11 protein-coding genes are annotated in these 12,051 nt (G+C 48.3%); 7 read left to right on the top strand and 4 right to left on the bottom strand.

Annotation, left to right across the window (positions count from 1 at the left end; all coding sequences use genetic code 11):
* Position 1: 1 nt before the first annotated feature.
* Positions 2-484 (bottom strand): chromate efflux transcriptional regulator ChrS, encoded by a 483-nt coding sequence (gene chrS, locus FHS17_RS24385; RefSeq protein ID WP_167281064.1) that lies wholly within the window; start codon positions 482-484, stop codon positions 2-4.
* Between the two features lie 215 nt (positions 485-699).
* On the opposite strand from chrS, the gene ggt reads away from it, so the two are divergent.
* From ggt to bcp, 5 genes are all read left to right on the top strand, one after another.
* Complete coding sequence (gene ggt, locus FHS17_RS24380; protein WP_167281063.1) at positions 700-2,280, top strand: gamma-glutamyltransferase; 1,581 nt, start codon at positions 700-702, stop codon at positions 2,278-2,280.
* Positions 2,281-2,373: 93 nt separating this feature from the next.
* Complete coding sequence (locus FHS17_RS24375) at positions 2,374-3,567, top strand: amidase (RefSeq protein ID WP_167281062.1); 1,194 nt, start codon at positions 2,374-2,376, stop codon at positions 3,565-3,567.
* On the top strand, positions 3,564-4,418 hold the full coding sequence (locus FHS17_RS24370; protein WP_167281061.1) for a fumarylacetoacetate hydrolase family protein: 855 nt from the start codon (positions 3,564-3,566) through the stop codon (positions 4,416-4,418). Before FHS17_RS24375 ends, FHS17_RS24370 begins: the two co-directional genes overlap by 4 nt.
* Before the next feature lie 106 nt (positions 4,419-4,524).
* Positions 4,525-5,598: an asparaginase gene (locus FHS17_RS24365; protein WP_167281060.1), complete on the top strand. Its 1,074-nt coding sequence runs from the start codon at positions 4,525-4,527 to the stop codon at positions 5,596-5,598.
* 28 nt (positions 5,599-5,626) lie between these two features.
* On the top strand, positions 5,627-6,094 hold the full coding sequence (gene bcp / locus FHS17_RS24360) for a thioredoxin-dependent thiol peroxidase (RefSeq protein ID WP_167281059.1): 468 nt from the start codon (positions 5,627-5,629) through the stop codon (positions 6,092-6,094).
* 56 nt (positions 6,095-6,150) lie between these two features.
* On the opposite strand, the gene FHS17_RS24355 is transcribed toward bcp, so the two are convergent.
* The gene (locus FHS17_RS24355; protein WP_167281058.1) at positions 6,151-6,534 is read right to left on the bottom strand and encodes a VOC family protein; all 384 of its coding nucleotides are present in this window, start codon (positions 6,532-6,534) and stop codon (positions 6,151-6,153) included.
* Between the two features lie 138 nt (positions 6,535-6,672).
* Here FHS17_RS24355 and FHS17_RS24350 point away from each other — a divergent pair, with 138 nt between their 5' ends.
* Complete coding sequence (locus FHS17_RS24350) at positions 6,673-7,632, top strand: aldo/keto reductase (RefSeq protein ID WP_167281057.1); 960 nt, start codon at positions 6,673-6,675, stop codon at positions 7,630-7,632.
* Positions 7,633-7,674: 42 nt separating this feature from the next.
* Here FHS17_RS24350 and FHS17_RS24345 read toward each other — a convergent pair whose 3' ends face one another.
* Together FHS17_RS24345 and FHS17_RS24340 are read right to left on the bottom strand one after the other, a co-directional pair.
* The gene (locus FHS17_RS24345; protein WP_167281056.1) at positions 7,675-8,754 is read right to left on the bottom strand and encodes an S-layer homology domain-containing protein; all 1,080 of its coding nucleotides are present in this window, start codon (positions 8,752-8,754) and stop codon (positions 7,675-7,677) included.
* 226 nt (positions 8,755-8,980) lie between these two features.
* Positions 8,981-10,834 (bottom strand): sulfatase-like hydrolase/transferase, encoded by a 1,854-nt coding sequence (locus FHS17_RS24340; protein WP_167281055.1) that lies wholly within the window; start codon positions 10,832-10,834, stop codon positions 8,981-8,983.
* Positions 10,835-11,085: 251 nt separating this feature from the next.
* Between FHS17_RS24340 and FHS17_RS24335 the strand changes: the two genes are divergently transcribed.
* On the top strand, positions 11,086-12,021 hold the full coding sequence (locus FHS17_RS24335) for a D-alanyl-D-alanine carboxypeptidase family protein (RefSeq protein ID WP_208420533.1): 936 nt from the start codon (positions 11,086-11,088) through the stop codon (positions 12,019-12,021).
* Positions 12,022-12,051 lie beyond the last annotated feature (30 nt).

The raw sequence follows: 12,051 nt of genomic DNA, 5'->3' as shown, positions 1-12,051 counted from the left end.
TTTACAGCCTCATTCCCATCCGACTTTTGTAGCGATTAATAAGCACCTGACAATCGACACCCATAATGCCGGGCAGAGGGTATAGCTTCTCCCGCATAAAGGTCTCCATCTCTTGATTGCTGGTAAACAAGCCATGCATATGTAGCTTACTTGGTCCGGTCATATGATAGAGACTCGTCACGACGGGCTCGTCGGCTAATCGGTCGGCTGCTTCGTGGAGGTACTTTGGCTCTACTTCAACGTTGAAAAAAGCGCTGACCGTTATACCGATTTTCTCCGGATTAATAACAGCTGTGAACCGCTCGATGACGCCTTCTTCCATAAGAGTATTAATCCGTGCCTGTACGGCAACACGTGATAGACCGATATCTTTGGCTAAATCCGTGTAAGAGATTCTGCCATTTGCATGCAGGGCAGATATGATTTTACGATCGATATCATCAATTTGTCCATTATCAATAGGGCTGGCTGTTCGTTGATTCATAGGTGGGACTCCTTTCAATATAGCAGACTTCTATGCAAATGGTATGCGAATGAACTATTTTCATTACTATATGCATAAATATATATCGATTTTTGTTCATCATCAACAAAAAATGCGGAACCGGCTTTCTTTTTCGTTGCCGGGTGCTGGGAGCCGTGTTATTTTTAAAACATAGATTAGATGTTAGTTAACCTGACTTATAAGGTGGCATGGGGATGGAGAAGCCGGTAACAGGAACAAAAGCGATGGTTGTAAGTCCACATCATTTGGCAACGGCAGCCGGGGCACGTGTATTGGAGCGGGGAGGCAATTCATTTGACGCGGCAATTGCCGTCAGCGCCTGCCTTGCGGTTGTTTATCCGCATATGACAGGTGTAGGAGGCGATGCCTTTTTCCTCTCCTACCATGCGGGTGATGGAGAAGTACGAGCTTATAATGCCAGCGGCCGATCCGGCAGCGAGGCAACCATAGATGCCTATGCTGATGTGGAAGCTATTCCGACAAGAGGTCCACGCAGTGCTGTTACGGTGCCTGGTATGGTGGACGGCTGGTATGCGGTACAGAATCGATATGGCCGTCTTACGTTTGCGGAGGTGCTGGAGCCTGCAATTGCTTATGCAGCGGAAGGCTTCCCTATGTCCCCTGATCAATATGAACATACAAAGCAGCATGCTGCGATGCTCGCGGAGCAGCCAGTCACTGCTGGCATTTATATGCCAGAAGGCAGAATCGTGCCGGCAGGGGAAAGGTTTATCCAACAGCAGCTGGCGGCAACTCTGAGCAAGCTTGCCGAGCATGGAAGGGATGCCTTCTATAAAGGAACGGTGGCAGAAGAGATTGTCCGCTATTTGCAAGCGGAGGGTGGTCTTCTGACGGAGGCGGATTTTGCCGCACATTGCGGAGAGTGGGTGTCGCCGATTCGTGGCTCTTACCGGGAGTATGATATTTATCAGGTACCGCCGAATTCGCAAGGCTTCACTGGTATTATGGCTCTGCAAATCCTTGAACAGTTTGATCTTGCAGCGATGGGGCATGGCTCTTATGCGTATTATCATGCGCTGGTAGAGGCGCTGAAGTTAAGCTTCCGCGATCGTAACCGATACTTAACGGACCCGACCTTCTCGGCTGTTCCGCTCGATCGGCTTCTCAGCAAAGAGTATGCAGCAGAGCTTGCTGCATCTATTAATCAGAATGAAGCAGTAGACATTAATAGCCAGCCGGTGGGCAGTGATACCGCTTATGCAGCGGTTGTGGATGAGGACGGCAATGCGGTTTCTTTTATCCAAAGCTTGTATTTCGAGTTTGGTTCAGGTGTTGTGGCGGGTGATACGGGGGTTCTGCTGCAAAATCGCGGCTCCTTCTTCTCGCTTGATTCGAATCATATTAACCGACTGGAGCCAGGTAAGCGGACCTTCCATACGCTTATGCCGGCAATGGCCTGCCTGAACGGCAAGCCAAGCTACTTGTACGGCACACAGGGAGGAGAAGGGCAGCCGCAGACGCAGACACTTATGCTGACTCGGATGATTGATTTTGGAATGAACCCGCAGCAGGCGGTAAGTGAGCCGCGTTTCGTATGGGGCCGTACTTGGGGGACGCCTACGCAGGAGCTTAAGCTGGAAGGACGGATTGCAGAGGAAACGGCTGATCAGCTTGCGGCAGCGGGACATCTTGTACGGCGACTCAAGGACTATGAAGGTGTTATGGGGCATGCGCATGCCATTGCTATAAATAAAGATGGTCTATTAAGCGGTGGAGTTGATCCACGCTGTGATGGCTCGGTGATCGGTTGGTAGGTTAGTAATAATAGGCTTTCGAAGCGATGAATGATCACAACTGGCCTGAACATGGCTGCTTGATTGATCATTCATTTTAGGAGGGATAATTCCATGAACGATACGTACAACGCGTTTGTGCAGACGGAGCTTGAGCTGCCGCCAATAGGAGAGGGAATGCTGAGCGGCTTGGCATTTGCTGTAAAGGATGTATTCGCGATAAAAGGGTACACGAGCGGAGCCGGTAATCCGGATTGGCTGCGTACGCATTCGCCTTGGAACAAGACAGCCTCCTCCATTACAAGGCTGTTGGCGTCAGGTGCACGTCTGACTGGTACAACCCATACGGATGAGCTGATGTACAGCATTAACGGCCAAAATGATCATTACGGTACGCCGATTAACCCAAAGGCGCCGGATCGCATTCCGGGCGGCTCTTCCAGCGGCTCGGCTGTTGCTGTCGCAGCGGGAGCAGTCGACTTCGCGCTTGGTACGGATACGGGCGGCTCGGTTCGTGTCCCGTCTGCTTATTGCGGTATTTACGGGTTTCGGCCAACCCATAACCTTGTGCCGATTGATGGCGTAATTCCGCTTGCGCCTGCTTATGATACGGTCGGTTGGATGGCAAGAGATATCGCGATGCTTCGGAAGGTTGGGGAAGTCTTGTTAGCTGGTTTAGCTGATGACGTGACACCATGGGGCTTCCGCAGGTTAATCTTTGCCGAGGAGGCTTGGGAGAAGGCAGAGGCTACCTGCCGCAGCAGTTTGCAAAACAGCTGTGCACAGCTCGTGCAGTCGCAAGGGCTTAAGCAGGAATGGCGTTCGATCGCTCCTGAAGGTCTTGAGGCATGGAGCCATGCATTTCGGACAACGCAGGGGCGGGAAATCTGGCAGACGCATAGCGAGTGGATCGCTAGGGAGAAACCGAAGTTTGGCGAAAGCATTGGAGCGAGATTTGCTTCTGCCAGTACAATAACGGCTGCAGAAGTAGAGAGGGATGGCGCATTGCGCCATGTCATCCGGAAGCGGCTGCATGAGCTGCTGCGTGATGACGGATTGCTCCTAATCCCTACGATACCTGGTGCCGCTCCAAGTCGTGCCATTAATGGTGCTGCCAATGAGGAACGCCGGTTCTGGACGATGCAGCTGTCCTGTATCGCTGGTTTGTCCGGTCTGCCTCAGGTGACGATTCCGGCAGGGGAGGTTGACGGAGCGCCAATCGGGTTATCCCTGATTGCTGGAGCGAAGCAGGATTTGAAGCTGCTGCGCTGGGTGGAGCAATTCGAGAAGGAGGCGGTAAAAGGGTGAAGCTGGCAACGATTATTCAAGGTGGAGTAGAACAGTGCTGTATCGCTGTACCTGGCGGTTACGTAACGCTGGCAGATCTGAACAGCCTAACGGGCGCGAGCTGGCAGACGGATGTGTTTAGACTGATTACGAACGGTCAACTGGAGGATTTAACGGCTTGGTATAACAATGGAGGTCGGAACAAGCTTGCTGAGCTGCCTGTTATTCCGACTTCAGAAGCGATTCCAGCGCCGCTCTACCGCCATCCCCGTAAAATTTGGGGAATCGGCATGAATTACACGGCTGATGCCAATGAGCTAGCCGTCCTTCGGGAGGAGGAACCCGTCAGCTTTATGAAGCCGGATACGTCAATCATCGGCGATGGCGAAGCTATTGTGCTGCCTGCCCAGTCAGAGCGGGTAACTGCTGAAGCGGAGCTGGCTATCATCATTGGCCGAACTTGCAGGAATGTTACAGAGGAAGAAGCACTTGATGCGGCTGCTGGTATTGCTGCAGCGATTGATACAACAGCCTCGGATATTCATGCCCGCCATATGAGGTATCTAACAAGAGCGAAGAGCTTCGATACCTTCTTCACCTTTGGTTCCGAGCTCATCACGATGGACGAGGCTGGAGATCTATCACAGCTGCAGGTTGAAACCTGGCATAACGGAGAGAAAGCACATGCCAGCAAGCTTACACATATGATTTTTCCGCCAGCCTTTCTGATTGCTTTCCACTCGCAGGTGATGACGCTGCTGCCAGGAGATGTAATTCTAACTGGAACACCTGGGTCGGTCGTTATTCGTAATGGTGATATCGTAGAGTGCCGTGTGAATGGATTATCGCCGCTTCGGAGTAACGTACGTTAGCGTATTGGCTTGCATGCTTCAAGCCCGGTTTAGTATGATTTATTGTGCATATGGAGACGACTGGAGAATAACCTATGCGAATTGCTAAACGGAGAGGGATGTACACATGAGCCAAATACTTGTCATGTTTACCGGAGGAACAATCGGCAGCAAGAATAATAACGGTGCGATTTCGGTGAATGAAGCAGGCTCTTATCATTTAATTGATGCTTATCAAGCGAGCCCGCTGAAGCGGGAAGTAGACCTTGAAACGGTTCAACCGATGAATATATTGAGTGAAAATATTGTGCCGTCGGACTGGAATACATTGATTGCGGCGATTCGAGCTGTTGATCAATCCAAGTACGACGGTATTATTGTGACCCATGGCTCGGATACGCTCGCCTATTCGGCGGCCTTGCTTAGTTTTGTGTTATGCGATCTGACAATACCACTTGTCCTTGTGGCCAGCAATTATCCGCTTGGTGATGAGAGAGCAAATGGGCTGAGTAATTTTGCTTCAGCTGTAAATTTCATAACAGAAGATGCTGCACCAGGTGTATTCGTCATTTATCGAAATGACAAAGGGGAGTCTATTGTTTATCTGGGCAGCCGCATTACCCAATGCGAGTCGTTTACTGATCAGTTCGACAGTCCCTACAGCGTGTCTTATGGCATCATGAGCGGCGGGAGATTCCAAAGGATTGATCATCCATTCAATCCTGCCCATGAGGAGCTTCGCCAGCGTCAGCCGGCAGGCAGCTCTTGGCTGGAGGATGGGGAAGGCATTCAATCCGGACTGCTCTATATCCGGCCATTTCCAGGGCTGAACTATTCGTATTATGATTTCACTACGCATAAGCCGAAGGCGGTTCTGCATGATCTGTTCCATTCCGGGACAGCGAATGCCAGCGTGGTGGATTCCCACTCACTCCTGCAGTTTGCGGAATATTGCGCCGAGCAGGGCGTGGATTTGTATCTATGTCCATTAAAGGACAGCACCGAGGCCATGTATGCTTCCTCGATTCGTTTGCTGGAGGCGGGAGCAGTCTTTATCGAAAATATGTCCGTTGAGGCGGCATTAATGAAGTTGACACTAGCCTATTCGCTGCCGCTGAGCAAAGAGGATATTCAAGCTTTTGTAATGGAGCAGCCGCTTTTCTACGAATTTGTGGCTAATCGTGGTAAACTTGGCGTGTAACGATAAATAAGAGGAGAGGTGTCCATTTATGACGCAAGGACAAGTACAAATTGGCCAAGCTGTGCCGGATTTCACACTGCCTGCTTCAACAGGCGGCAGCATTTCGCTTCAAGACTATAAAGGCAAGAAGCTTGTTATCTACTTCTACCCGAAGGATAATACGCCGGGCTGTACAGTGGAATCCTGCGATTTCCGTGATTATAACGGTCAGTTCAAGCAGCAAAACACAGAGGTAATCGGTATCAGCCCTGACGATCTTGCTTCGCATGATACGTTTATCTCGGAATTCAGCCTTCCTTTCCCATTGCTGGCTGATACGGATCATACGGTATCGGAGCTGTTTGGTGTGTGGAAAGAACGTACCTGGGACGGCAAGACATTCATGGGCATCGAGCGTTCGACGTTCCTGATCGACGAGAACGGTGTGCTTGTCCGCGAATGGCGCAGCGTATCCGTAGACGGCCACGTACAAGAAGTACTCGAAGCTGCAAAATAAACAGTAATTAAAAAGCCTCCAACTCCACGCTAAGTGGATTTGGAGGCTTTTGTGTATTAGCGCTGGAAAAACTCGATCCGCTCGCCTTCCGGTCCGCTGATGAAGAAATAACGGTAGCCATTAGGCAGGGTAATGATTTCTTCGTCGATAAACGTCACGGTTGTCTGCTTTAAACGTGCAAATTCCTCTTCTACATCATCTACATAAATCGCGAAGTGGTGAACACGACCTTCTGCTGGCAGTTCGCCGTTATAATGTTGGACAAGTTCAATCTCTGTTTCATCAGAACCGCCGAATCCAAGGAAAGCCAGCTCAATAACGCCGTTCGTATGCGTCAAGCGGCCTTTCAGCTCAAGCCCTACGAACTCCTCGTAGAAACGGATTGTTGCTTCCATATCTCGTACCATAATTCCAACATGATCGACTCGTTTACGTCCCATATGTATGACTCCTTCTCCTCTAGATTGACCCCATCATAGGCATTCAATCTTTCGTTGTCAAGCGAGATAGGGAAGAGTATAATGAAAATTATTCCAAGTAAAGTAATGGGTATTGTAAGGTAAAAGGAGGTAGAAGGAATGGAGACAAGAAGACTTGGCAACAGTGAGCTGTATCCATCCGTTATTGGTTTCGGGGCATGGGCTGCCGGACGGAACGGGTGGGGCCAAGTAGAGGAGCGGGACATTAGGCTTGCGGTCGACAAAGCTGTAGATTTGGGCATTACCTTTTTCGATACGGCTCCGGTATATGGTTTTGGAGAATCGGAGAGAGTGCTTGGACAATCACTTAAAGCTGTACGGGATAAAGTACTCATTGCAACAAAGGTTGGGCTCGTATGGGATGACCGTTTCCAGGTAGATATCGATTTGTCGCGGGAAAGTATTATCGAAGAAGTCGATGCTAGTCTCCGTCGTCTGGATACCGACTATATCGATCTTTACCAGGTACATTGGCCGGATCCGAAAGGAACAGTGCCAGTAGAAGAGACTTTTTTGGTCTTAAATGAGCTTGTTCAAGCGGGGAAAATACGAAGCATCGGGGTGTCAAACTTTTCTGTACAGCAGCTTGTAGCGGCGCAGTCGGTTGCACCGATCGTATCGCTTCAATCGCCATATAATCTTTTTCAGAGGCAAGTTGAGTATGCGGAACTGCCTTACTCAGAGAAGCAGCAGCTTGGATTTATTCCCTACAGCCCGCTGGCGCAAGGACTATTAACGGGTAAGTTTAACCCGCTCAGTAAATTTTCCGATGATGATATACGCTCTTATGGTAATCCCCTGTACAAACGCGACAACTTTGAAGGCAATGTCCTGAAGGTCGAGCTGCTTGAAGGAATTGCGAGAAATATCGGCAAGCCGCTTGGCCAAGTAGCAATCAACTGGCTCTTATACAATAAGGCAGTCACAACGGTTATACCAGGTGCCAAATCAGCTGCGCAGGTGCAGGAGAATGCCGCTGCTTCCCGCTGGAAGCTTAGCCGTGAAGATTTCGAGCAGATCAGCCGTTTGTTCGAGCCAGATTCCTCCTATGTGATTTAGTTATAAAAAAGAGGCTTGCGGTTATCCGCAAGCCTCTTCGTATTATTCTGCTTCACCAGAGAGATCTTCATCGTCGTAGAACGAGTAGATTTTCCAGCTGTTATCCGGCATTTTCTTCAGATAGTAAATACCATCGTAAGACGATGGATTGGTAGACGGTTCACCGTCTACTACTTCTGTCACATTGTAGGTGCTGCCTGTGGATTGAACCACAGCAAAACGGTTAGATTTCGAAACAATTTCAAGTTTTTGTGGTGTCAGTTTCTCCATTTTAATTGAATAGCCTTCATCCAGATAGGATTCGATATCTTCGTAGAGATATTGGTTAAAGGCCAGGTAATAACCGGACATATACTTGGCTTGAACTTCGCCAAGCTTAGCGAAGTCCAGGGCATTGATAGCGGCTACTTCTTCCGTCTCGTATCCCTCAATCACAGCTGTAAGAGCAGCATCCTCAGGCAAGTCACTGCTTTGCAGATCAAGTGCACGTTGGATCATAACAACCGCTTCTGCGCGGGTCGCGTTCGCATAAGGTTTGAACGTTGTTGCAGTAGCACCACGAACAATTCCTGCTTGGCTGGCTTGCTTGATAAACGGTGTTGCGAAGTATTCCGGTACGTCCGTGAATGCTTTCGCTTCACCTTCGAAAGTGACGGATGCTGTGAACGCACGAACGACCATTGTTGCAATCTCACCGCGTTTAATCAGTTCATTAGGACCAAATGTTGTTTCGGTAAGACCGTTCACGATGCCAAGGGAGCTGGCGATTTGAATCGGTTCGGAGTACCATTTGCCTGCTGGAACGTCAGCAAAGGTTTTGCCTGCTTCAGTGCTTGTCAGTCCAATTGCGCGTACCAGAATGGATACGAACTCAGCACGGCTGATGGACAAGTCAGGTTTCAGCGTAACTTCGCCGTCTTGGCCAACATAGCCTTTGAGCAAATCTGCGCTTACGAAGTTATCAAGCTCGTTAAAAGCCCAATGCTCATCGATATCGCCCGGATAGTAAGCATTCACTGCATCTTCCGCGGACGCCGCACTTACTTTAGAAGCTTGGAAGGGAAATACGATAAAGAGTGCTGCTAGGAAGAGAATAAGACTGTTACGGTAAAAAGTTTTCATTTATTATACCTCTCTTTTGTTGAAATATGGTTTAGACCCTTTCTGATACTAGCAGATGAGAGGTTTTAGTACTATAGAGAATTAGTAGATTTAGTACCAAGATTAGCAAAATAAATCTTTGGAACTATATGGAATCCAATTTTTAGGAGAAGGCAGATGTGGTGAATTTAATCGAGGCATCCTATAAAAAAAACGCCCGCCTAAACTTTAGGCGGGCGAACATTCGTTATTTCCATTCTGGTAGCTGGCTGACGTAACTGTCGGATAATCGCAGCAGCTCCAGCGCGCGGTTAAATTCATCTTCTGAATCAAGCGATGTTGTGCTGGCACCCGAGAGCGGGAGGTGTGTGCCGTCCGCATAACCACTGCCGGACAGGAACAGCTCTTCACTGCTTAGGAACGAGCCGGTTGGCAAGTAGTAACGCTGCGGCAGCAAGTTAACCGATGTGTTGTTTAGAATATCCTGTCCGAAGTGAATATGATTGTCCAGCGAGAAGCCGAACAGATTCGCTACAGTAGGCAAGATATCTACCTGACCGCCAAGCTGGTTGAATACGGCTGGCTTCGTAATACCAGGTGCTGTAATAATAAGCGGGATGTTGATCATATCGGCTGAGCCGTACTCATGACCATATATTTCTTTCATTAGATCTTTGTCATCGCGATCGAGGGAATAGATTGGCAGGCCAAGATGGTCGCCGTACAGCATAATAACGCTGTTGTCCCATATGCCGCGCTGCTTCAAATCGTCTATAAATAGTCCAAGTGCGTAGTCCGCATAATTCTGGGCTCGGATATAATCACCAACGAAGGTGTCCTCATATCGCGCTGGGAGCTCCATCTTATATTTGCGCTCTGGAATGGTAAATGGATGATGGGCAGTCATTGAAATCACTTGTGCATAAAACGGTTTATCACCTTGATCCATCTGTTCCAGCTCGGCTGCTGTCTTGGCATAGAGCACTTCATCGGAAGCTGCAAAGAAGACGGAATCCTCTTCTCCGAAAAACTTCTTATCATAGTAACGGTTGAAACCTAGTGCCTTATACAGCTCGCCGCGGTTCCAGAAATCCACGACATTCGTATGGAACGTGGCGGTGTCGTAGCCGTGCTCTTGCATCAGTTTGGGCAGGCTTGGCAGTTCTTTCTTCGGATAGACCTGCGTTGCCGCTCCGTTTGATGGAATATAGAACGACGTATTGACGATAAACTCGGCATCGGATGTATTACCTTGGCCAACGCCTTGATAGAAGTTATTGAAATAATAGCTTTCTTTCGCTAGTTTGTTCATATTAGGTGTAATTTCTTTGCCGTCGATCGTCAGATTCATGAGGAAGTTCTGGAACGACTCCATTTGGATGATGATTAGATTTTTACCGGAGGCTGCATTCCACTGCTGTGGAGATGCCGGCTTATTAATCTGCTTCAGTTCATCAATCTTCGCCTGTGTAATTTCGGAAGGCTTAACAAGCTGCTGATCCTTATTAGAAAAGATCGTATAGGCTTCGTAGTTGAGGATCCCCATCTGTTCAGCTTTGACAATCTCGTTCATACTGGCGCGGTTTGGTACAATATTAAATAAACAAAGCGCAAGCGAAATACCAAACAAGGTGGCTAGAACACGCCGGCTGACCTGCTTCTGGCTAGCTATCTTCCAATATTGTCCCTTCTTGCGGCGCATTAAATAATAGCTCATGACGACAATATCAATAAAGACTAGCAAATAATAAGGGTCCATCAGGGAGAAGACGCTGTTGCTGACTGCCGTAACCTGATTCACTTGATGAAGGGCTACATACGTGACAATAACGCCATAATATTTGTAATACATAAGTACGGCAAATAGGATAGCGGTCATGAGCAGGTTGGCGCTCAAATAATAGACCAGCTTTCGTTTTGTTGCAAACCATTCAATAAAGCAGAACACAATCAACGCAAAAGGTAATTCCTTGAGCAGGGTTGTCCAGTTCGGGCCACCAAAGACGACCATCCAGGTAAGAAAGCTCTTTAGAAGTACAATCAGCGAGAATGCGAGAATGGGTCGTTTGCTGAACAACCGTTTTGGTGCTAGATTTGACACGATTTTCGCCTGCCTCTCACAATAAAAACAGGCCTCCCTTAAGCTGCCTGTCATGTCTTGTCCTTACATTTATGATGTTATTGTCTTCATTATGCTTGGCTGGAAGAGGAATGTCAAAGGCAATACAAGTATACCAATCATGGCAAAATGGCTCAAACAATTGTTACAACTTTTTAAGACATTATCTCGTCTATTCGTTTATAGTAGAGAGGACAGAAGGATCTACAATAAAACAGCAGTAAGGAGACAACATGAGAAGAAATATAAGGAAACGCAGAAGACGTGGATTAGCATTTGTAGCGGTATGTGTGGTTGCTATTGCAGTCATTCTTTTTATTCGCTATGAAAATTTAACGGCCCAAGCTCCAGAAGAGACGACGGCTAATAGCGAGACTTCGCAACCAACAGATCCTGCCGGAACGGATGAACCTATAACATCGGACGAGCCAACCAACTCGCCATCGGATGCTCCTTCAGAGGAACCATCTAATGAGCCATCTAATGAACCATCGGACAAGCCTTCTGATGAGCCATCAAAGACGGAGGAGCCTTCAAAGGCAGCAGTTGCAACAGCTGGTGAAGAGGACGGAATTCCGGTAGTTGCCCAGCCTGAGAGTGTAACCGTACTGGTAGATAAGCAATACAAGCTGCCGGATGGTTATGAACCTACGGATCTGGTGTATCCAGATGTTCGATTTACGTTTAATGACAAAATCGACAAACGTAAAATGCGCAAAGAAGCAGCGGGCGCGCTGGAAGATCTGTTCGCTGGAGCAGAGAAAGACGGGATTTACTTAGCTGGTGTATCGGCTTACCGTTCGCAAGCAACGCAAAAAGCGCTGTTTAACCGTTATGTGGAGAAAGACGGAATGGAAAAAGCGTTGACTTACAGTGCATTCCCTGGCACAAGCGAGCATCAAACAGGCCTCTCTATTGACGTATCTGGCAGTGACGGCAAATGTGCAGCAGAAGATTGCTTCGGTGGAACGCCTGAAGCTGAATGGCTGGCAGCTCATGCACCAGAATACGGGTTCATAATCCGTTATCCTGATGGCAAGGACGCCATTACAGGCTACAAATATGAGCCTTGGCATATCCGTTATGTAGGTAAAGAGTTATCACAGGAGCTTGAAGATAAAGGATTGACCCTAGAGGAGTATTATAACGCGGTTCCAGTAACAAAATAATGAAGTCGAATGGGACGGCGCTCAGCTTCC

Origin of the sequence: Paenibacillus lupini (assembly GCF_011761355.1) — a bacterium.
Classification (GTDB): domain Bacteria; phylum Bacillota; class Bacilli; order Paenibacillales; family Paenibacillaceae; genus Pristimantibacillus; species Pristimantibacillus lupini.
Note: the sequence above shows the minus strand (reverse complement) of the source record. Positions and strands in the feature narration are given on the sequence as shown.